This is a genomic window from Photobacterium makurazakiensis (assembly GCF_050336715.1).
Taxonomy (GTDB): domain Bacteria; phylum Pseudomonadota; class Gammaproteobacteria; order Enterobacterales; family Vibrionaceae; genus Photobacterium; species Photobacterium makurazakiensis.
This window is the reverse complement of sequence record NZ_JAKJSJ010000013.1, coordinates 166744-187820: the sequence shown is the minus strand read 5'-3', so window position 1 is coordinate 187820 and position 21077 is coordinate 166744. Positions and strand designations below refer to the sequence as shown.

Genomic DNA, 21077 nt, shown 5'->3' with positions numbered 1-21077 from the left:
GCATAGTATTTACATTTTATTAACCAATTCCAATAGCATAATATTTTTTATTGCTTATTCGCATTAGGTTAACCATCGGTTTAAAACATATTTATGCGCGTCATTGGCAATTTTATTAACCCCCAAAGACAGGAAGGTGTTTTTCCTACTAGGAAATAAAAGTCAGACTGATAAAAAAGCTGCATAATATTTCCTTAATTGCAAAATCGAAAAAAGATACAAAAATGTTAAAAAAGGTGACTAGGATCGCGGAGAGGGACACAAAAGAAGGGGGAAAAGGATCCAGAAGCAGTAAACAGCTAGCGTTATCAGCCAACCAAGATCAGAAGATTATGATAAAAAGCAGCATAAAATGCTGCTAAACGGTTGAACCTATTAGCTACGGCGAAGGAAATTAGCCAATAGTTGGTGACCTTGCTCAGTCAGAATACTTTCAGGGTGGAATTGTACGCCTTCAATCGACAATGTTTTATGGCGGATCCCCATAATTTCATCACGCTCACCGTCTATTTCCGTCCACGCTGTCACTTCAAAGCATGAAGGCAGGGTCTCGGTCTTAACAACCAAAGAATGGTAACGGGTGACGGTCAATGGGTTATTAAGCCCTGTAAAGACATCGCTATCAGTATGTACGATGGGCGAGGTCTTCCCATGCATGACCTGACGGGCACGTATAACATCACCACCAAACACCTGAGCAATAGACTGATGGCCGAGGCAAACCCCTAGAATCGGCAACTTACCGGCGAAGTAGCGAATGGCCTCTAGTGAGATCCCCGCTTCGTTCGGGGTGCATGGACCAGGAGAGATCACGAGATGGGACGGTGCTAGTGCTTCAATGCCTGCGATATCGATTTCATCATTGCGGACGACCTTCACCTCAATACCCAGTTCACTAAAGTACTGGTAAAGGTTATAGGTAAACGAGTCGTAATTATCGATCATCAACAGCATGGGTACATCAGCTCCCTGAAAATTCAGCGGCCTATTTTGCTACAGGACGGGAGAAAGGCAAGTTATAGCGAAAAAAAACCGGCTAATAGCCGGCTTCTTTTCGTTACACGACGTGTTGCTCTTATGGGCGAGCCACAAATCCAACCGCTTCAAACGCTTTTTTCAACGTTACTGCAGCACGCTCTGATGCTTTCTCGGCACCGGCTTTCATAACGGCATCCATGTAGGTACGATCTTCACGAATACGTTTGTATTCCGACTGGATTGGCTCAAGCATCGCAACAATCGACTCACCGACATCTTTCTTAAATGGCCCGTACATTTCAACACCTTGGTATTGCGCTTCAATTTCTTCAAACGTCTTACCTGATGCAGCCGAGTACAGACCCATCAAATTCGAGATACCCGCTTTATTCTCAATATCGTGAACAATGCGCGGTGGTGTCTCGGCATCGGTTTGCGCCTTATTGATCTTCTTAAGAATAGACTTCGGCTCTTCCAGCAATGTGATCACATTTTTACGGTTATCATCCGATTTCGACATTTTCTTCGTCGCGTCTTGCAAGCTCATAACACGCGCATTGACGGTTGGGATATAAGGTTCTGGCACCGTAAAGATTGGGCTTTCTGGGCTGTAAATATTATTAAAGCGGGTGGCAATATCACGCGCCAATTCTAAGTGTTGCTTCTGATCGCTACCCACAGGTACTTGATGTGCACCATACAACAGGATATCGGCAGCCATTAGTACTGGGTAACCAAACAACCCAACATTCACATCATTTGCATGGCGCTGAGATTTGTCTTTAAACTGGGTCATACGGCTTAGCTCACCCATCTGGGTGTAGCAATTAAGCAACCAGCCTAGCTGTGCGTGCTCTGGTACATGAGACTGCACAAACAAAGTACTTTTCTTAGGGTCTACGCCCACAGCCAAACAAATTGCCAATGCATCCAGCGTTGCTTCATGCAGGGCTTTAGCATCTTGGCGAACGGTGATCGCGTGAAGGTCGACTACACAGTACTGACAATCATAGTCATCCTGCATCTGTTCCCACTGACGCAGCGCACCCAAATAGTTACCAATACTTAATTCGCCAGAAGGCTGGACGCCGCTCAATACAATGGGTTTAGTCATGATGAGAATTTCCTATGTCACTCAAAGAAACAGCGGCAATTAAGCCGCTGATTGAAATTAAATTGATTGTTAGCGCAAGGCTAACCGTACTAGCTACCTAGTTTAACGGTTTCTGCCAACAGGCTAAAGTGATCCAACACAATATCTGGTTCACTTGCACTGATTGGCTGGCCATAGTTGTAGCCATACGTCAGTCCAACAACATAACATGTTGCCGCTTTTGCCGCCAAGATATCATTACGCGAGTCACCCACCATTAGCATCTCACTGGCGGCAAGCTGGTGCTTTTCCATCAACCAATGCAATGCATAAGGATCAGGCTTTTTCAGCGGGAAAGTATCGCCACCAATAACATCCACAAAGTAGTCTGCGATTTCATGCTGCTCAAGCAAGTGCGGCACAAACTGCGCGGGCTTATTGGTTACAATAGCCATTGGGATCCCAGCTTGATGGAACGCTGCTAATGTCTCTTTTACCCCATCATAAAGTGCGCTTTTTTGGTGGCCGCCTTCTTCATAAAAACGGTCAAAAAGCTGACGAGCCTGCTGATGGAGTGTTGGGTCTAGCTCTGGATCAACCTCGATACTCTGGCTAAGGGCACGGCCAATTAGAATATCAGCGCCATTGCCAATCCAGGTCGTTACCTGCTCGACCGTTACCCGAGGGCGTCCCAACGCCTGCATGGTTCTGTCTGCTGCTTCCGCTAAATCAGGCACACTGTCGAGCAGCGTGCCATCAAGGTCAAATGCAATAAACTTAATGCCTTTGAACGCTTTCATTAACGTTCAACCTTTGCCAGTTCAGCACGCATTTCATCAATCACGGCTTTATAATCTGGTTGGCTGAAAATCGCAGAGCCTGCAACAAACATATCTGCACCCGCTTCGGCAATTTCACGGATATTATCAACTTTAACGCCACCGTCGATTTCCAAGCGGATATCGTAGCCAGACTCATCAATACGCTTACGCACTTCGCGTAGCTTATCCAAGGTGTTTGGAATGAATGACTGACCACCAAAACCAGGGTTCACCGACATCAACAAAATCATGTCGATTTTGTCCATCACGTAATCTAAATGGTGTAACGGTGTCGCAGGGTTGAAAACGACCCCAGCCTGACAACCACACTCTTTGATAAGTTGCAGCGTACGATCCAAATGTTCTGTCGCTTCAGCATGGAACGTAATCATGGTTGCACCCGCCTTCGCAAAATCAGGAATAATGCGATCAACTGGCTTAACCATTAGGTGAACATCAATTGGTGCTGTAATACCGTAGTCACGCAGTGCCTTACAGATTGGCGCGCCAAAGGTTAGGTTGGGTACGTAGTGATTATCCATCACGTCAAAGTGCACAACATCGGCACCTGCTGCCAATACTTTCTCAACATCCTCGCCAAGACGAGCAAAGTCTGCAGACAGGATAGATGGAGCGATCAAAAAGTCCTTCATGTTCAGCCTCTATACGGTACAAAACGGTACAAACGAAAACGTTATCGTAAATCGGCGCAATTCTACCCGATCCAATTCGTGATGTCTTAGCTAAACTAAAAAACGGACGTGACGACGACAGGGAGAGATAAATGAAAGGTCAACGTGACAACGCGGGACATGCAGAAAAAACAAAGAAAAGAAAGGTATTACTGAGTGTAGGAGCAGCGCTTTTTGGTGTGCAGTCGGATCAGAACCGCCACCGAGACTTCAGCCAAGCAACGCCTTGGCCTTATATCATTGGCGGTATTCTATTAATTCTTCTTTTTGTTGGGTTACTGGTTATGCTCAGTCAATGGGTGGCAAGCTAAATTACTTATTCACTGCCAGCCTGAAATAACGCTAATAATTCATCGACTTTATTACGTCCGCTGCCATTACGGCTAATCGTACGCTTCACTTTAACCACAGATAGATCAGCTCCGTGATATAAACGACGAGTCAATGTGGTGTCATGATTTGAAATCAAAACCGGAATATCACGTTCACGTGCTGCTTTCTCTGCCATATCAGCCAGTGCTGCTTGATCATCTAAGCTAAATCCATTGCCCGCGTATGACGTAAAATTAGCGGTCGTCGATAATGGCGCATAAGGTGGATCACAATAAACAACACAACCCTTACGTGCGCGTGAGAATGTTTGCTGATAGCCTTCGCAAACAAATGTAGCTCTCTTGGCTTTTTCAGAAAAGTAGTACATTTCTGCTTCAGGAAAATAGGGCTTTTTATAAGAACCAAATGGCACATTAAACCCGCCTTTCTTGTTATAGCGACACAAGCCATTAAAGCCATGTCGATTCATATACAAGAAATACAGCGAACGCAGGTAAGGGTCATTCGTGCGATTAAAGGTCTCACGGATCTCTAAGTACGCTTCTTTACGATTATACTCTGGCGTGAACAGTGCTTTACTGTCTTTAATATATTGGTCAGGTTGGTTTTTGATAATGTTATACAAGTTGATCAGATCAGGATTGATATCTGCTAACAAGTACTGTTCAAAATCAGTGTTCAGAAAAACCGAGCCTGCACCAACAAATGGCTCAACCAATTTCCGCGCAGGTGGTAGGCGACGTTCAATTTCCTCAACTAGGGAATATTTACCCCCAGCCCACTTCAGGAATGCACGATGCTTTTTCATTCAGCTGACCACCAATACCGACTTTGTAACGAAAGGTGGCGGATTGTACACCATTTTATACCGCTACTGATACCGTTAACCCGGAAATATCTCTATCAATAACGTTATTTAACCCGCTCAATTTCAGTGTGGATCTGACGATAAGATTTCACCCACGGTTGAAGCGCTTGTAGCTGCTCAGGCAAATCTGTTTCTGCCTTGCGTGCGGCAACAACATTTGGGTAATCACCCGTGATAATAATAAACCATGGCACACCATTACGGCGGGTTTCATAAATATTAGAGAGTGAAGCAATATCATGTTCAGCCACAAACTTATTGGCAGCAACCAAAGACTTCATCGCTGCTAGTTGGAGCGCGTAATGGCTTTGATTAATCAGTTTTAGCTCTGCACCCAAGAGAGAGGCTCCCGTGTTTAGCGGTTGCTCATCTTCAGGTCGTACAGAAAGTGAGTTTACTTGAGCTAATTCACCTTCTTCGGCCACATTTATGCCATCAGTTTGTATTGCTGACGATTGCGCTTCAATGGCTTGTTCACCGGAGCCTCCGGTATTTTGCTCAGACATCATGGCATCAACGATATCCGAAGGCACAACAACACGTTGAGCGGTTTCGGTACGGCCAACAGTTAAGCCTTCAATTGAAACTTCTGGAGGGAGGTTTTGAGAATCATCAAGGCTCTCATCTGCTTTGTCTGACAATATTGAGTCAGCCATTTGAGTCTCATTCTCTACGCTGGCTTCAGGATCTAGCGTGGTAGGCTCTTCTGCCACATCAGCCAGCGCCTGTTCAAGTTGTACTTGATCGACGCCATCACTCACTAATGGCTCATTGTCCGGCTTAGAAGGGGATAACCAACCGATAATCACCGCGATAAGGATCACCGATAATATCGCTGCCACTATCCAAAGAGATGGCTTCTTTGAGGCTGTATTCGACATATCCATATGCTCTTCCTGTTCTAATTTCACTAACTCACCCGGCCACGGTGCAACCTGAGCCGCTTTTTCTCGAAGTAAGCGCCGCCCCTGTGCATCTAACGGTTCATCAGCAAACATCTGCTCAACAAAAGTCTGAACTTCCTGCTCTGCCAATGGTGATATTTCAACTTCGAGTGGTAATTGCCCTTTCCCGTGGGCAACCGATGCGAGGTATTTATCCAGCCGGCCAGTATGGCTGAATAATAATGTATTCACTTGCCAATCAGGCTCTGCCTGAGCATGCTGCACCAGCGCCCACAACTCGGCGATAATCGCCGAACTTAATAGGTGGGCATCATCAATCACCAGCAAGAGGTTAACAGGGTACTGATTCAAGATCCGCTCAATGCTTTGGAGCAGAGGATCATGTTCATTAAACACCGCGTTAGGTGCTAACTGCTGGAGGATAATCGCCCGATGCTGGGCATCTGTTTGACTAGGATGACATAACACGAGTGCCTGTTGTTCCGCATTTGTCCATGCTTCAAGGTAGCGCTGTGCAAGCCAGGTTTTTCCCGCGCCTTCACCACCTGTAACAGGGATAAAGTTTGAGCTAAAGCGGGTAAGAAATTGAATTCGGGAAAGGAGTTGGACTTGAGAATCCAAGTCCAATGACGTTACGTGCATGCCACTGCTCATCTTGGCCTACATTATTGTTCAGTGATCACTCGTTGCAAGACCGTTTCGGGTACACCTGCAACGACTTCAGCCTGACCGATACCCGTTGGTAAGATAAGACGAAGTTGACCTGACAATACTTTTTTATCACGCATCATATGCTTCATATAACACTCAAATGTCATTCCTTCAGGGCCTTTTACAGGTAAATTTGCCCTTTCAAGTAACTGAGTGATACGTTCAACATCTTGCAGTGATATCAAGCCTTGGTAGTGGGCGGTTAAGGCCGCCTGCACAGTACCAGCCGCAACGGCTTCACCGTGTAACCAGTTGCCATACCCCATCTCAGCTTCAATCGCATGACCAAAGGTATGACCAAGGTTTAGCAATGCCCTCACTCCCGTTTCTTTTTCATCGGCAGCAACAACATCTGCTTTGATCTGGCAACAGCGTGCAATAGCGTAGCTCAGTGCATCATTATCTAATGCTTGTAACTTCTCAAGATTATTTTCAAGCCAACTAAAAAAGTCAGCGTCGGCAATAATCCCGTATTTGATCACTTCCGCCATACCGGCAGCAAACTCACGCTCTGGTAAAGTGTTGAGGCAGTGGTTATCAATGATCACTGCTTTAGGCTGGTAGAAAGCCCCAACCATATTTTTACCCAAGGGGTGGTTCACCGCTGTTTTACCGCCGACAGATGAATCCACCTGAGACAGCAAAGTAGTTGGTACTTGGATAAAATCAACACCTCGCTGATAGCAAGAAGCAGCAAAGCCCACCACGTCGCCAATCACGCCACCGCCTAAAGCAACAATAACCACATCGCGGCCATAGTTCCCTTCAAGAAGGAAAGTCATAATTTGATTGAACGTATCGAGGGTTTTGTACTGTTCGCCATCAGGCAAAGATAGGAGTGCGACGTCGCATGGTAATGAACGGATAGTCCCGATAACCTGTTCGGCATAGAGCGGGGCTACCGTTTCATTGCTGACCACAACAACACGTCGATCTGCTGGTATTGCAGAGGAAAATAACGCCGGGTTATTAAATAACTCGGCGCCGATGGATATTGGGTAACTTCTGTCACCGAGATTGACGTTGATCCGTTCCATGGCCAGCTCTCTGTTCTAAATTAACGCTCTTCAAGCATCTTGATGATTTGGTTTGCGACAACTTTCGCACTCTGATCATCAGTACGCACCACGTAGTCTGAAACTTCTTCATACAGTGGATTACGTTCATCAGCAAGAGATACCAACACTTCACGTGGTGTATCTGTTTGCAGTAATGGACGCTTTTTGTCGCGCTGTGTACGAGCGAGTTGTTTCTCGATCGTCGTCTCTAGGTATACAACGATACCACGAGCAGATAGACGGTTGCGGTTATCTTTGCTCTTCACAGAGCCGCCACCCGTCGCCAATACGATACCTTGGTGTTGAGTTAGATCGTCAATTACCTGTTCTTCACGAACACGGAAACCTTCTTCACCTTCAACATCAAATACCCAGCTAATATCTGCACCAGTACGGTCTTCGATTACTGAATCAGAATCAAAGAACTCCATATGCAGTTGCTGTGCAAGGTGTCTACCAATAGTACTTTTGCCGGCACCCATTGGGCCGACCAGGAAAATATTTCGTTTTTCAGCCATTTTTAGCAATTTTACGCGCGGTTAATAAAACGACACCGCCCGCAGGCTTTCATTAGATAAGCCCGAGGCGCCAACTTCCTCACATTTAATTCGTGATAAGACCGAAAATTATCTCAGGTCTAGACGGCCTTTGGCAATAGCTATAACCGTTATTTATTCCATTCAGGTCGCAATGCTGTCAGCCTGAAATAGTATACATTCCAAACTTAGTCGCTATCGTCGGCAAAAAAGCACGATTAACCCTATTGGTGAACAATCTTCGGCGTAACAAAAATCAACAACTCACGCTTCGCTAATTCTTCAAGTTTATGGCTAAAAAGCGTTCCTAAGACCGGTAAATCCCCTAATAAGGGTACTTTACGCACTGAATTATTGATGGTGTGCTGGTAAATTCCCCCTAACACAACCGTTTCACCATTCTCGACCAGTACTTGAGTACCAATCCGCTGAGTATCGATAGCAATAGCTTCACCGGTTCCCGTATTGACGACGGAGCCAGGTTTATCTTGCGTTACCACCAAGTCCAACACCAACTTACCATCTGGTGTAATTTGCGGCGTTACCATTAAGCTCAGCACCGCTTTTTTAAACCCTACAGATACCGCTCCACTCGATGAGGCTTCGAGGTAAGGGATCTCTGTACCCTGTTCAATATAGGCCATCTTTTTATTTGTTGTGACTAATCTTGGGCTAGAAATAATTTCCGCTTTCTGCTCGGACTGCAGGGCTGATAATTCAAGATCGAGTAATACATCGCCTATTTTCGCCACCTGAAAGGCAATACTGGATGCCCCAGCTTTGGTTGCGGCTAAATTTACATTAAGAAAGTCATCAACGGTTGCTTCATCTTCCAGCAAACCAACAGAGTTAAGATTACTCTCAATCGAGCCGCCAACAGTATTGTTACCATTACTCGATAATATTCCCCAGCGTACTCCTAGCTCGTCAATATCGCCTTCATTAACTGTCACGATCCGTGCTTCGATCTGCACTTGCTTAACTGGCACATCCAATGCCGACACAATATCGCGAATATTCTCCAACGTATCTGGAATATCATTAATAATTAAAGAGTTGGTTCTTGCATCTACGTGCAATGAACCTCGGGGCGATAACATACTCACGCCATCATCGCTCCCTCGCAGTAACTCGCCAAGCTCGGTCGCTTTTGCATAGTTCACCTGAATAATCTCAGAGCGCAGTGAAGCCAACTCTTCCTCTTGCCGTTTGGCTTCCAAGCGATGCCGCTCACCTTGAGCAAGCTCTTCTTTGGGCGCGACCAAGACCACAGAGCCTTGCTCGCGTTTATCGAGTCCTTTTGCTTTCAAAATGATATCGAGCACCTGCTGCCAAGGCACGTCGTCCAGGCGTAGCGTTAAATTACCTTGGACTGAATCGGAGACCACTAAGTTAAAGTCATTATATTCCGCGATAAGTTGCAACACGTTACGTACTGGTACATCTTGGAAATTAATCGAGATTGGCTTGCCGTCATAAGAAATCTGCGATGATTCGACATGAGTCTTAGGGGGATTCACGGCCTGAATGACAACTTCAACGGTGTTCCCTTCGCTATTATAATCATAACTAAAGGCGCCACTCATTTTCAGTACTAAGCGTACACCTCGCTCGGTTTTAAATGTCTCCACGGTGTTTACCCGAGTCGCAAAGTCAGCAACATCTAATACATACACCATGTCATCGCTAATCCCAGTGTCATGAATATCAATGTAAAGCTGCTGCCCTGACTGTCGCATATCCACCAGCGAACGGGCTTGTGCCAATTCAATCATTAGCAGACCATGACTCTGTTTTGTACGTTTAAAATCGATCTGTGTCACTTGGTTGTCTGCTGCCTGTACAGACCACGCCATGCATAAGGTCAATAGCCCTATCCACCTCATTATATTGATAGCGGGAACCATAACCGCTTGCCACTTTGTTCGACTCGCTGCAATCCTTGCCATAGTTTTGTCTCTTCTTATACTGCGGAACCATGCTTAACAAGGGCAAGCGTGGTTACTCTTTTTAACCAGCACCCCTCGCCATCAGGCAAAATTTCTTCGATTTCTACTGTTTTCTGATCAACCCTTTTTATCTTTCCATGATTGAGTCCTAAGTAATGCCCCTCCCTCACCTTGACGAGTTTGCCTTCTGGGGTATAAATAAGGGCCCATAGCTGTTCGTTATCCCCCATCACACCACGCATACTCAGTTGGGTTAGTGGGTAACGCTCAAGCGGTGATCTTTGCGCTCGTTGCTGTGGCTGCCAGCATGCTTGCGTCATGCCTTCTCTCGCCTCGCCTAATTCTGGCTGAGGCCGCAAAAATGGGGCTCTGGTACTTGTCATCACAAACGATTCCGCAGCAAATACGGGCTGCTCTTCTAATGGTTCGACACTCGCCTTAGCCTGTTGGTGGGTATAGGTAATAAATTGCGCGACAGAATCATCATTTGCCCGGCACCCCACCAACCCGAGTAGCCCCAGCATCAACACGCCTAATTGCCGGTTCATACAGGCCCCTTAACCGAGACTTTGAATCGGTACGTTGTCGCAGAGACTTTGAGTGACAGTAGCGCTTGCCGACCTTTACGATCCGACCTTTCCAGTTCAATGTTTTTTAAGGTCACAATGCGTGAGAGCTTGGCAATGTCTTCGACAAAAAGCCCAATATCTTCATACTTCCCGGTAAGTACGATGCTCATAGGAAACTCGTAGTACAGCTCATGCTCAATGCGAGATGCCCATTCAATACGTTGAAATTCAAGTCCGTTTCGTATACCGATATCATTCACATTGGCCAACAAGCTTGCCAGTTCGTCTTCTTCTGGCAATTGTTTGACCACAAACTGGTAGCGGCCTTCGAGCACCTCAATTTGCTGCTTTACTTTCGGTAAGGCTGCGACTTGATTAGCTCGACGAACCAGTTGCTGGCGGAGATCGGTTTCAGTCTGCTTTATTTGCAGCAATTCATCTTGCAAAGGGATGACCCAATACCAATATCCAGCAAGCGACAGGGCCATCGCGAGCAATGCCGCGACAACGCATTGGGCGATGAATGGCCACTCCGTAATTTCATCAAGCTCAAGATCACGCCAATCAGTCATTCACTTGCTCTCCTTGATTTTTATTACTCACCACCAGCGCTTCTTGCGGTGTCCGCAACACAAAGGAAGCCCTAAACTCTGTTTGTTCTTGGTTTGGGTTCTGCTTCTCTTTCATTAATACGATTGAATGCATGTTCACACTACCGAGCCACTCCGACTGCTCAGCATTCGATAATAGTGTTGCTAGCCGGCCGTTTGAGTCACCAACCCCGTTAATTCTGGTATGGCTTCCCGTCATTGCCAGTGTGTTAAGGTAAACACCTTGCGGCACAACACTCGGTAATAAACTCAGTAGTCGAGTAATGTGGTTACGGCCTTTTTGAATGTCGGTAATCACCGCTAAACGCTTATTTAGCGCTTCACGTTGTTGATCCATCTGAGGTAACAACGATAATTGCTGCTCTAACGCGCTTATTTCTGCCGTTAATTGATTATTCCGCTGTGCTTGAACACTTTGCTGCTGGTTGAGAAAACTCGAAACAAGCCATAACCCGCAAAGGACCGCACCTGTGGCCGCCAAAAGTAAGGCATAAAACCGTTGCTTGTGGTGACGCTTTCTTTCCTCTCGCCAAGGCAGTAAATTCAGTTTTGCTATCATGCAGTACTCCCTCGAACTGCCAGCCCTGCTGCTACCGCATATTGGCCAAGCTGACCTTGCTCCATGGCGACATCAATTTTTTGATTGCGCTCAAATATCGCCAATGGGTGCATCCATCGAACCTCCAACCCAAGCATGCGCTGAAGCATCTCTTTCACCACCAGAGATTGGCCACCACCGCTCACCCACAACCCATGCAAAACAGCACGAGGATGGGTAGAGTTATAAAGCTGAAGCTGACGCTTCAAGTTATCGGCGAGCTGCTTGGTAAACAGTTCTCGCGCTTCAGATGATTCAGCAGTAACCTCGGTGGTAATACCGATCTGACTAGATTGATTGCCAGATGCCTCTGTACCAAATGCGAGTTCACGGTGATACGCCGCGCTGTTTGTCGGGCTGGCACAAAATGCCGTTCGGCACTTACCAATATCAATAACGCCCCACTGCCCACCAACATCATGCTGTTGTGTGACAAGGGCTTCTAGCCATAACAAAGCGTGCGTTTGCAGCTCTACGACAAGGGGCTTTAAGCCCGCTTTTCGCAGCACCTTGATCCGGCTTTCAACCGTTTCCTTACGCGCGGCAAAAACTTGATAAGGCAGCGTCAATGCCGGCTCAGAGAATGATCCCGCAGATAAAGGGAAAAAATCCGTTCTCAACTCTTCAACGGGGAAAGGAGATGAAGCACTCAATGCCTGTTCCACGGCAAATACCGCTTCATCTTCACTTAGGTTGGCATCCAGCTGGATAACCTTGCTGATCACCGCGCTATCAGGCAGAGCTAACACCACTTTTCGCGCCCAAAAAGGCAGCGCCTTTTTTAATTTACGTATCGCTGACAACAAGGAGGGGGCATTCACGCTATGCTGCTCATTGATCACAGATGCTGATAATATGACCTCTGCAAATGCGACAAGCTCTAGCTCGGTTTTCTTCTGTCGTAACACCACCGCCTTGACACTGTGGTGGCCAATATCAATCCCAATTGTTAGTGGGTTCCGAAACATACCGTGCTATGCTCCCTTGTAAGCGGAAAAGCAAATGTTTAAAAACAAACACCACGTTATGGCGTTAATTTTAATGAAGTTATCTTTATACTATCGGCAGGTAGATATTGAACGCTCGAATGTTGATGTAACGGGAATTCTCAAGTGAAGTTCATAAAGCGATTACTCATACTTGCAATGATTTGCATAATTCTTGGAGTCAGTACTATTTTTGGCTTTTACCTTTATGTGAAGCCAGAACTGCCAGATGTTGCAACATTGAAAAATGTTGAATTACAAACACCTATGCAGGTTTTTAGTTCTGATGGCAAACTCATTTCCCAGTTTGGCGAAAAACGCAGGATCCCACTCTCTCTTGATGAGATCCCCCCACAAATGATTAATGCGATCATTGCTACCGAAGACAGCCGTTACTATACCCATCCCGGTATCGACCCAATTGGCATTGCCCGTGCCGCTTTTGTCGTTGCAACGTCTGGTTCCGCCAAGCAAGGGGCGAGTACAATTACCCAGCAGCTAGCACGAAACTTTTTTCTCTCTAACGAGAAGAAGATCATGCGAAAAATCAAAGAGATTTTCATCGCGATACACATCGAGCAGCTGCTCACCAAAGACGAGATCCTCGAGCTATACCTGAATAAGATTTACCTCGGCTACCGTTCATATGGTGTAGGAGCAGCTGCACAAGTCTACTTTGGTAAAGAAGTCGGCCAGCTAACCCTTAGTGAAATCGCGGTCATTATGGGATTACCCAAAGCACCATCAACCATGAATCCAATTTACTCAGTGCGTCGTGCAACGACACGCCGTAATGTTGTACTTGGCCGGATGCTGTCAGAAGGTTACATCACGCAAGCAGAGTTCAACCAAGCACGATCTGAAGAGATTGTGGCTCGCTACCATAGCGCCGAAATCGAACTCCGCGCACCTTATTTTGCTGAGCGGGCCCGCGCTTGGATGGTTGAACGTTACGGTGAAGAGGCTGCCTATACCTCTGGTATGCGCATTTACACCACCGTTGACCCAACGCTACAACGCGCCGCGCAGCAAGCGACCATCGACAATCTGCTAGGCTACGATCAGCGCCATGGTTTCCGCGGTGCCGTCGCCACCCTTTGGGAGCCAACCCAACCGGCTTGGTCGACCGAACAGATCAACAGTCACCTCAACAACCAGCCAACCTATGGTCAGTTATTGCCAGCCATTGTGATCGCAACTGAAGGTAAAACGGCATCAGTGGCTATCAAAGGGGGACAACAGCAAACCTTAGAATGGGATGGAATGAAATGGGCTCGCCGATTCATTAGTGACACACGCCAAGGTCCGGCACCAAAAAGTGTGTCTGATATTTTTGCTGTTGGGCAACAAGTGTGGGTACAGCAAAAAGACGAACAATGGGTACTCAGCCAGGTACCCGAWGCCAATACCGCTTTTGTCGCGGTCTCGCCACAAAACGGCTCAGTGAAAGCCATGGTCGGTGGGTTTAATTTCGTCCACAGTAAATTTAACCGCGCAACCCAATCCATCCGTCAAGTAGGGTCTAGCATCAAGCCATTTATCTACTCTGCGGCGATTGATAATGGGCTGACACTGGCGTCACTGGTGAACGATGCGCCGATTAATCGCTGGGATCAGAGCATGGGCACGGCATGGCGACCTAAAAACTCACCGCCCACCTATAACGGCCCAACACGACTGCGCATTGGGCTTGCTCAATCGAAAAACGTTATGGCTGTACGCGTTCTACAAAATGTAGGCCTCGATGAAACCATTAGCTACCTGACACGCTTTGGCTTTAAACGCAAAGATTTACCGCGTGCAGAAGCGATTGCGCTTGGAGCCGGCAGCCTAACACCACTTGAAATGGCACAAGGCTTCTCGGTGTTTGCCAACGGTGGGTACTACGTTGAGCCTTACTTTATTGAACGCATAGAAGACTCATCTGGTGAAGTCGTTTATCAAGCGACGCCAAACATCGTTTGTAATAGCGAATGCCAAAGAGAGCAACAGCAATCAGGCAATGCGGTAGCTGCCAGCACTGCTGTGCTCAACGATATCGCCATTAATGAACAAGAGCTTGGCAACACTCAACTTGCAAGCGGCCAACAAAGTGAAAGCTACGCACCACAGGTCATTTCAGAGCAAAACGCCTTCTTAGTACGAGAAATGCTGGAAAGTAATATCTGGGGTGGTGGCGATTGGCGTAACGGTACAGGGTGGAATGGTACAGGTTGGCGAGGCCAGAGCCTAAAACGTCGTGACGTCGGCGGTAAAACAGGTACCACGAACGGCTCTAAAGATGCATGGTATACAGGTTTTGGCCCGGGTATTGTCGCCACCGCTTGGGTTGGCTTTGATGACCACCGTCGTGAACTGGGTAAAGTATCATGGAACAACAACCTCGACAAAAACCAGATATCAGGCGGAGAAGCTGGTGCAAGAACCGCACAACCTGCATGGGTTGGGTTTATGGACAAAGCACTGGAAGATGTGCCAGTACAGCGCAAGCAACTGCCTGATAATATCGTTAGAGTGCGGATCGATCGTGAAAGCGGAAAACTGAGTAACCGCAGTGATTTCACTTCAATGTTCGAATATTTCGAAAGAGGTACCGAGCCAACAGAAACCGCAAGTGAAAGCTCTCAGGAAAGTATTTTCTCAGAAGACAGTTCTGACGAATTATTCTAAAAGTATCATGGTATTTAAAAGAGCACCGCAAGGTGCTCTTTTTGTATGCTCACTACTGCATTTTTTCAGCTGGCAGTATGTTAGCAATATGCTGTTGGATCAGCTCTGATAGTTTTTCATAGCGCGCCTTGAGTGGCGAGCCCGGACGGTAAGCCAAGGTTATCAATCGCGTCGGGACAGGGTTTTCTGCTGTGATATAACATACCCCGTCACGCTCGCGCTCTTTGGGTGTAGCCAGTTTAGGTAACAAGGTAATTCCGCTGCCTGCCGCGACCATATTGCGCAGCGTTTCCAAACTAGTTGCTTTAAAACTGCCATCTTCAGTCGCACCTGCGGCAAAACAGAACCCCATCGCCTGATCACGCAGACAATGGCCATCACCGAGCATCAATACCGTTTCCCCACTCAGCTCCAGCATGTCGAGGCAATCAAGCGACGACCAAGGGTGATCTTCCGGTACTGCTAGCACCATCGGCTCGTGGTAAAGCGGCAACTCGATGAATGGCTCAGTCTCCTCAACGGCAGCCAAAATGATGCAATCCAGTTTTCCTTCTTCCAACTGCTTAACCAACTGATGGGTTTGTGCTTCGTGTAAGAAAAGCTCAAGCTCAGGAAAACTCGATTTTATTTGCGGAATTATATGCGGTAACAAATACGGGCCGACAGTCGGAATAAAGCCGATATGTAACGGCCCCGACATGCTTTCTCCCTGCTGGCTCGCCAATTCAGTCAGTACCTTCACCTCTAACAGCACTTTCTGCGCTTGAGCGACTAAGCTCAATCCAGCGTCAGTAAAGAGAACCTTACGACTAGTACGCTCCAACAAAGCGACACCTAGCTCATCTTCCAGTTTGCGGATCTGCCCACTCAAGGTTGGCTGACTCACAAAGCAGGATTCAGCTGCCTTACGAAAGTGCTTATGCTCAGACAGAGCAACTAGGTATTCAAGATCACGGAGATTCATCGCCAACTACTTTGATAGAAATAAACTATCAAAACCATAACAGTAAACGATTAGAACTATCAAGCGAGAAATCGCATAATCATCACATCAACAGGGAGCAATAAGTATTATGCTCCGGTTGGGAAAACAACCAATTTAACTTTGAAAAATAAAGGAAAAATCATGTTCACATCTAAAGAAGGTCAAGCAATCCCTCAAGTCACCTTTCACACTCGCCAGGGCGATCAGTGGGTAGACCTAACGACTAACGAACTTTTTGCTAACAAAACAGTCATTGTTTTCAGCCTGCCAGGGGCATTTACCCCAACCTGTTCATCAAGCCACCTACCTCGTTATAACGAGCTAGCACCTATCTTTGCTGAACACGGTGTTGATGACATCTTATGTGTTTCTGTCAACGATACGTTTGTCATGAATGCTTGGAAAGCTGACCAAGAAGCAGAAAACATCACATTCATTCCAGATGGTAATGGTGAGTTTTCAAAAGGCATGGATATGTTGGTCGACAAAGAAGACCTTGGCTTTGGTCCACGTTCATGGCGTTACAGCATGTTGGTGAAAAACGGCGTGGTAGAAAAAATGTTCATCGAAAACGACGAGCCGGGCGACCCGTTCAAAGTATCTGATGCCGACACCATGCTAAAGCACATTGCACCTAGCCACCAGCTACAAGAGTCAATCACCGTTTTCTCAAAACCTGGTTGCCCATTCTGTGCCAAAGCAAAGCAAAACCTTATCGACAAAGGTCTGCAATACGAAGAAGTCATTCTTGGTAAAGACGCAACCACAGTAAGCCTACGTGCCATTTCTGGCCGTAGTACGGTTCCACAAGTCTTCATCGGTGGTAAGCACATCGGTGGTAGCGAAGAACTAGAAGCTTACCTAGGCTAAGTTCGGTAATAAAAAAGAATAAAGGCCCAGTATCACGCTGGGCCAATAGCAAGATTTGCGTGGAGATAACAAATGAAAACTTTGAATGTTGATGTAGCCATCATTGGTGGCGGTACTGCAGGACTTGGCGCTTACCGTGCAGCGAAAGCCTATACCGATAGTGTTGTACTGATTGAAGGTGGTCCATACGGCACGACTTGCGCTCGGGTTGGCTGCATGCCATCAAAGTTATTAATTGCTGCCGCAGAAAGCGTTCATCAAATTGAAAAAGCACCAGCATTTGGTATTCACCCACAAGGTGAAGTCGTGATTAACGGCCGTGAAGTCATGGACCGTGTAAAACGCGAACGTGATCGCTTTGTTGGGTTTGTATTGGAGGGGGTCGACGAAATCCCAGCAGAAGATAAAATTGCTGGCTACGCCAACTTCATTGATAACAACACCCTAACGGTTGATGGCCACACACAAGTTTCTGCAAAGCGCATTGTTATCGCAACAGGTTCGCGCCCAGCTTATCCCGCGGTATGGAATGAATTAGGCGATCGCCTGATCATCAATGATGATGTGTTTGATTGGGACGATCTTCCAAGCTCTGTTGCCGTGTTTGGCCCTGGTGTTATTGGTCTTGAAATTGGACAAGCACTAAAACGCCTCGGTGTTGAAGTGGTCATGTTTGGCCTTGGCGGCCAAGTCGGTCCGCTGACAGATCCGGCAGTGATGGCATATGCCGATCAAGCCTTCAACGAAGAGTTTTATCTTGATGCTGATGTGAAAATAGAAAGCATGAAGCGTGATGGTGACAACGTTGAGATTAAATACCTGGATAAGTCAGGTGCTCTCCAAACCATCAATGTCGACTATGTTTTGGCAGCCACAGGCCGTCGCCCAAATGTGGACAAGCTAGCGCTTGAAAATACCCAAGTCGAGCTTGATGAGCGTGGTGTACCAGTGGCTGATCACTTTACGCTGCAGACGTCAGTTGATTCCATTTTTATTGCAGGTGATGCTAGCAACCAATTGCCGCTACTGCATGAAGCTGCTGACCAAGGCCGTATTGCTGGCGATAACGCAGGTCGCTTCCCCGATATTCGTGCTGGCCTGCGCCGCTCAAAAATATCTGCGGTATTCTCTGATCCGCAAATCGCAATGGTGGGTGAAACCTACAAGGAAATCACGACTCGCCTAGGTACTTGTGGCTGCTTTGAAACCGGGTTTGTCTCTTTTGAAAATCAAGGCCGTTCACGAGTGATGCTGCGCAACAAAGGTATTCTGCACGTCTATGGCGAACATGGTACAGGTCGTTTCCTTGGCGCAGAAATGATGGGCCCCAATGCCGAGCACCTCGCTCACCTGCTAGCTTGGGCGCACCAAAACAAAATGACCGTGGCAGAAATGCTTGATATGCCTTTCTACCACCCTGTAATTGAAGAAGGTGTTCGTACCGCACTGCGCGATTTAAACGCTAAGCTGCACCTAGGTCCAGAAATGGTCAAGCACTGTCTAGATTGTGGCCCAGGCTGTTAACAGCACACAACTTCATACTCCTTGCACTACCGACCAGCCCTCATTATATGAGGGCTTTTTTGTTTAACCCTATAACCCAAGCCTGTTAGCATATCACTATAGATTGGTTGAGATAGGCGTTGTTGATGAACTGCCATAACTGCACCTCGTCACGGATAAAACAAAAGCTTGGCCGCTGCCGCCGCTGCATGCTCCAGCTGTTACTGTTAGCACCTTTAACTTGGACTGCTTGGTGGTATTTTTACCGGACAACCCCCACGACAGTAGAATCACTGACTCTTCTTGTTGCCGCAGGTGCCTTTAGCTTTTTGCTTTGCCTACATGCTCTGGCAGCGCTCAAGATCTATTATTCTCGACACCCAATACACAAAAAGCCCGGCAATTAATGCCAGGCTCGATGTATTTAACACGCTTTAAATAACGTTGATTAAGAAGCGATTTAAGCGACGTTAACCGTGGGTATCACTTGCTCTTGATCTAAGCGTACTTCCAGTGCCACTTCATCACAAGCATGCTGGCGAGGGCAACGGTCACAATCTTTCATCACTTTCTCTGGCAACAATGACTTCGAGGTTGGTATGAAGCTTTGTTTCATGAAAAACTCGGGTACACGCGTTAGCACAAAGACTTTTTTAATCGCCATTTGGCTGGCTTTCTCGATTAAGTGATCAATAATCGCTTTACCCTGCCCTTGCTGCTGCCAGCCGGCCTCAACCCCTAAAGAGCGTATTTCGGCCAATCCTGAATCATACACATACAGCGACGCACACCCCGTGACAGTCCCATGATGCTCTGCTACCGCAAACGACCCAATATCACGCACCAGTTCATTACGCAGCCTTGGTAGGTTTTCACCCAAGCCAGCCCAGTAAGTCACCATGCCTTCAATCGCATCCAGATCAGTGAGTCGCGCACCACGCACCTTCACCCCTGGGGAATAGCGCTTCTCTAAACGCTTCTCGGCCTGCCCAATCGCATAGTCCACCTGATTTGGCGCTACGCCACCTAGCGCACAACGTTTATCCAAACAGGACTCTATGGTTAATATTGGGTAGACGTCACTATCGATGACTTCAGAGAAGGCTTTCATTTCGTCAAGTGACAACTCTTCGAGCGCACAGCCTTTGGCGATAGCGGCAACCACCGCCACCCCGACAATATGGTGCGCTTCACGGAATGGAATACCTTTTGCGACCAAGTAATCAGCAAGCTCTGTAGCATTGGAGTAGCCTTGCATTGCTGCTTCTAAGGTCCGGTCTTTATTAACTTGAATACCATCAAAGCACAATGCGGCCATTTCCATGCATTCATACCAGCTATCAAGAGCATCGAACAAGCCCTCTTTATCTTCCTGCATGTCTTTGTTGTACGCCAATGGCAGTGCTTTGACTGTCATCATCATGCCTGTCATCGCACCATAAACCCGGCCACACTTACCACGGATCAGCTCAAGCGCATCCGGATTTTTCTTTTGTGGCATCAACGAAGAGCCAGATGTCACGGTATCCGCAAGCTCGATGAAATTTGATTCGCCTGAATTATAGAAAATCAAATCTTCAGCCATTCTCGATAGGTGTAACATTGAAATAGAGGCTGTCGATAATAGCTCCATCACATGGTCACGATCCGACACCGAATCCAAGCTATTACGCGTCGCGCGTTGGAAGCCAAGACTGTGTGCCAGCATCTCTCTATCGATAGGATACGCCGTACCTGCCAGCGCACCAGAGCCCAATGGACAAGTATCAAGTCTGTCCATTGCATCTTGCAGACGCGAGTAGTCACGCTCGAACATTTCAACATAGGCTAAGCACCAATGAGCAAAAGTCACAGGCTGAGCACGCTGCAAGTGAGTGTATCCTGGCAGTACCGTACCTTGATGTTCACGAGCAACCGTTACAAGCTGGTTTTGCAGCTGATCTAACATCAACTGAAGTTGCTGCCCTTGCTGACGGCACCAAAGCTTCAAGTCTGTCGCGACCTGATCGTTACGTGAACGACCGGTATGTAACTTCTTGCCCAAGTCACCCACCTTGCTGATCAACTGCTGTTCAACCCAGCTATGGATATCTTCAGCGTCTGAACGCAAGATCTGCTCAGGATCTTCCATCACTGCCAGCTTGAGCTCGTTAAGTGCGAGCTCCAGCCTTTGTTGCTCTTCATCCGTCAGAACATCCACCTGACGTAATGCCTTTGACCAAGCAATCGAGCCTACGATGTCTTGCTCCGCCAAACGGTAATCAAAACGCAATGAATCGTTGAACTGCTTAAACCGTGTGTCAGCTGCCTGACTGAACCGTCCGCCCCAGAGTGCCATGGT

The 21077-nt window shown here is 47.1% G+C and carries 20 protein-coding genes; 5 read left to right on the top strand and 15 right to left on the bottom strand.

From position 1 onward, the window contains the following. Positions 1-375: 375 nt before the first annotated feature. From L4D09_RS06430 to rpe, 4 genes are all read right to left on the bottom strand, one after another. On the bottom strand, positions 376-954 hold the full coding sequence (locus tag L4D09_RS06430) for an aminodeoxychorismate/anthranilate synthase component II (RefSeq protein ID WP_428456661.1): 579 nt from the start codon (positions 952-954) through the stop codon (positions 376-378). 121 nt (positions 955-1075) lie between these two features. Continuing rightward, the gene (gene trpS / locus L4D09_RS06425) at positions 1076-2092 is read right to left on the bottom strand and encodes a tryptophan--tRNA ligase (RefSeq protein ID WP_428456660.1); all 1017 of its coding nucleotides are present in this window, start codon (positions 2090-2092) and stop codon (positions 1076-1078) included. An 89-nt stretch (positions 2093-2181) separates the two neighbouring features. Then, a complete protein-coding gene (locus L4D09_RS06420; RefSeq protein ID WP_428456659.1) occupies positions 2182-2871 on the bottom strand; it encodes a phosphoglycolate phosphatase in 690 nt (229 codons plus the stop codon). Then, positions 2871-3545 carry a ribulose-phosphate 3-epimerase gene (gene rpe / locus L4D09_RS06415; protein ID WP_428456658.1) on the bottom strand — a complete coding sequence of 225 codons (675 nt, stop codon included), beginning with the start codon at positions 3543-3545 and terminating at the stop codon, positions 2871-2873. The genes L4D09_RS06420 and rpe overlap by 1 nt, the downstream gene beginning before the upstream one ends. A gap of 131 nt (positions 3546-3676) precedes the next feature. On the opposite strand from rpe, the gene L4D09_RS06410 reads away from it, so the two are divergent. Continuing rightward, entirely contained in the window at positions 3677-3895 is a 219-nt protein-coding gene (locus L4D09_RS06410) for a DUF2970 domain-containing protein (protein WP_428456657.1), read from the top strand. Positions 3896-3900: 5 nt separating this feature from the next. Here the strand turns inward: L4D09_RS06410 and dam are convergent, their stop codons facing one another. The 9 genes from dam to pilM all read right to left on the bottom strand — a co-directional run bounded on the left by dam (position 3901) and on the right by pilM (position 12690). Continuing rightward, complete coding sequence (dam, locus tag L4D09_RS06405; protein ID WP_428456656.1) at positions 3901-4725, bottom strand: adenine-specific DNA-methyltransferase; 825 nt, start codon at positions 4723-4725, stop codon at positions 3901-3903. A 104-nt stretch (positions 4726-4829) separates the two neighbouring features. Further along, positions 4830-6344 carry an SPOR domain-containing protein gene (locus L4D09_RS06400; RefSeq protein ID WP_428456655.1) on the bottom strand — a complete coding sequence of 505 codons (1515 nt, stop codon included), beginning with the start codon at positions 6342-6344 and terminating at the stop codon, positions 4830-4832. Between the two features lie 11 nt (positions 6345-6355). After that, positions 6356-7438: a 3-dehydroquinate synthase gene (gene aroB, locus L4D09_RS06395; RefSeq protein WP_428456654.1), complete on the bottom strand. Its 1083-nt coding sequence runs from the start codon at positions 7436-7438 to the stop codon at positions 6356-6358. 20 nt (positions 7439-7458) lie between these two features. Beyond that, positions 7459-7977: a shikimate kinase AroK gene (aroK, locus tag L4D09_RS06390; protein ID WP_428456653.1), complete on the bottom strand. Its 519-nt coding sequence runs from the start codon at positions 7975-7977 to the stop codon at positions 7459-7461. A 242-nt stretch (positions 7978-8219) separates the two neighbouring features. Further along, complete coding sequence (locus L4D09_RS06385) at positions 8220-9881, bottom strand: type IV pilus secretin PilQ (RefSeq protein WP_428456695.1); 1662 nt, start codon at positions 9879-9881, stop codon at positions 8220-8222. A 77-nt stretch (positions 9882-9958) separates the two neighbouring features. Beyond that, positions 9959-10492, bottom strand: a complete 534-nt coding sequence (locus L4D09_RS06380) for a pilus assembly protein PilP (RefSeq protein ID WP_428456652.1) — start codon at positions 10490-10492, stop codon at positions 9959-9961. After that, entirely contained in the window at positions 10489-11085 is a 597-nt protein-coding gene (locus L4D09_RS06375) for a type IV pilus inner membrane component PilO (RefSeq protein WP_428456651.1), read from the bottom strand. Before L4D09_RS06375 ends, L4D09_RS06380 begins: the two co-directional genes overlap by 4 nt. After that, positions 11078-11683, bottom strand: a complete 606-nt coding sequence (locus L4D09_RS06370) for a PilN domain-containing protein (RefSeq protein ID WP_428456650.1) — start codon at positions 11681-11683, stop codon at positions 11078-11080. Before L4D09_RS06370 ends, L4D09_RS06375 begins: the two co-directional genes overlap by 8 nt. Further along, the gene (pilM, locus tag L4D09_RS06365) at positions 11680-12690 is read right to left on the bottom strand and encodes a type IV pilus biogenesis protein PilM (protein WP_428456649.1); all 1011 of its coding nucleotides are present in this window, start codon (positions 12688-12690) and stop codon (positions 11680-11682) included. Before pilM ends, L4D09_RS06370 begins: the two co-directional genes overlap by 4 nt. A 144-nt stretch (positions 12691-12834) precedes the next feature. Here pilM and L4D09_RS06360 point away from each other — a divergent pair, with 144 nt between their 5' ends. Beyond that, the gene (locus L4D09_RS06360; RefSeq protein WP_428456648.1) at positions 12835-15378 is read left to right on the top strand and encodes a penicillin-binding protein 1A; all 2544 of its coding nucleotides are present in this window, start codon (positions 12835-12837) and stop codon (positions 15376-15378) included. Positions 15379-15430: 52 nt separating this feature from the next. Here the strand turns inward: L4D09_RS06360 and oxyR are convergent, their stop codons facing one another. After that, entirely contained in the window at positions 15431-16342 is a 912-nt protein-coding gene (oxyR, locus tag L4D09_RS06355; RefSeq protein WP_428456647.1) for a DNA-binding transcriptional regulator OxyR, read from the bottom strand. A gap of 162 nt (positions 16343-16504) precedes the next feature. Here oxyR and L4D09_RS06350 point away from each other — a divergent pair, with 162 nt between their 5' ends. The 3 genes from L4D09_RS06350 to L4D09_RS06340 all read left to right on the top strand — a co-directional run bounded on the left by L4D09_RS06350 (position 16505) and on the right by L4D09_RS06340 (position 19143). Beyond that, the gene (locus L4D09_RS06350) at positions 16505-17233 is read left to right on the top strand and encodes a glutathione peroxidase (protein ID WP_428456646.1); all 729 of its coding nucleotides are present in this window, start codon (positions 16505-16507) and stop codon (positions 17231-17233) included. 72 nt (positions 17234-17305) lie between these two features. Then, a complete protein-coding gene (locus L4D09_RS06345; RefSeq protein ID WP_428456645.1) occupies positions 17306-18757 on the top strand; it encodes a dihydrolipoyl dehydrogenase in 1452 nt (483 codons plus the stop codon). A gap of 125 nt (positions 18758-18882) precedes the next feature. Beyond that, positions 18883-19143: a DUF3624 domain-containing protein gene (locus L4D09_RS06340; RefSeq protein ID WP_428456644.1), complete on the top strand. Its 261-nt coding sequence runs from the start codon at positions 18883-18885 to the stop codon at positions 19141-19143. Between the two features lie 53 nt (positions 19144-19196). Here L4D09_RS06340 and argH read toward each other — a convergent pair whose 3' ends face one another. After that, positions 19197-21074: an argininosuccinate lyase gene (gene argH, locus L4D09_RS06335; RefSeq protein ID WP_428456643.1), complete on the bottom strand. Its 1878-nt coding sequence runs from the start codon at positions 21072-21074 to the stop codon at positions 19197-19199. Positions 21075-21077 lie beyond the last annotated feature (3 nt).

Coding starts and splice junctions, on each gene's coding strand:
- L4D09_RS06345 (WP_428456645.1), top strand. CDS start 17,306: ATGAAAACTTTGAATGTTGATGTAGCCATCATTGGTGGCGGTACTGCA.
- L4D09_RS06340 (WP_428456644.1), top strand. CDS start 18,883: ATGAACTGCCATAACTGCACCTCGTCACGGATAAAACAAAAGCTTGGC.
- trpS (WP_428456660.1), bottom strand. CDS start 2,092: ATGACTAAACCCATTGTATTGAGCGGCGTCCAGCCTTCTGGCGAATTA.
- L4D09_RS06350 (WP_428456646.1), top strand. CDS start 16,505: ATGTTCACATCTAAAGAAGGTCAAGCAATCCCTCAAGTCACCTTTCAC.
- dam (WP_428456656.1), bottom strand. CDS start 4,725: ATGAAAAAGCATCGTGCATTCCTGAAGTGGGCTGGGGGTAAATATTCC.
- argH (WP_428456643.1), bottom strand. CDS start 21,074: ATGGCACTCTGGGGCGGACGGTTCAGTCAGGCAGCTGACACACGGTTT.
- L4D09_RS06410 (WP_428456657.1), top strand. CDS start 3,677: ATGAAAGGTCAACGTGACAACGCGGGACATGCAGAAAAAACAAAGAAA.
- L4D09_RS06420 (WP_428456659.1), bottom strand. CDS start 2,871: ATGAAAGCGTTCAAAGGCATTAAGTTTATTGCATTTGACCTTGATGGC.
- L4D09_RS06370 (WP_428456650.1), bottom strand. CDS start 11,683: ATGATAGCAAAACTGAATTTACTGCCTTGGCGAGAGGAAAGAAAGCGT.
- oxyR (WP_428456647.1), bottom strand. CDS start 16,342: ATGAATCTCCGTGATCTTGAATACCTAGTTGCTCTGTCTGAGCATAAG.
- L4D09_RS06380 (WP_428456652.1), bottom strand. CDS start 10,492: ATGAACCGGCAATTAGGCGTGTTGATGCTGGGGCTACTCGGGTTGGTG.
- L4D09_RS06400 (WP_428456655.1), bottom strand. CDS start 6,344: ATGAGCAGTGGCATGCACGTAACGTCATTGGACTTGGATTCTCAAGTC.
- pilM (WP_428456649.1), bottom strand. CDS start 12,690: ATGTTTCGGAACCCACTAACAATTGGGATTGATATTGGCCACCACAGT.
- L4D09_RS06430 (WP_428456661.1), bottom strand. CDS start 954: ATGCTGTTGATGATCGATAATTACGACTCGTTTACCTATAACCTTTAC.
- aroB (WP_428456654.1), bottom strand. CDS start 7,438: ATGGAACGGATCAACGTCAATCTCGGTGACAGAAGTTACCCAATATCC.
- rpe (WP_428456658.1), bottom strand. CDS start 3,545: ATGAAGGACTTTTTGATCGCTCCATCTATCCTGTCTGCAGACTTTGCT.
- L4D09_RS06385 (WP_428456695.1), bottom strand. CDS start 9,881: ATGAGGTGGATAGGGCTATTGACCTTATGCATGGCGTGGTCTGTACAG.
- L4D09_RS06375 (WP_428456651.1), bottom strand. CDS start 11,085: ATGACTGATTGGCGTGATCTTGAGCTTGATGAAATTACGGAGTGGCCA.
- aroK (WP_428456653.1), bottom strand. CDS start 7,977: ATGGCTGAAAAACGAAATATTTTCCTGGTCGGCCCAATGGGTGCCGGC.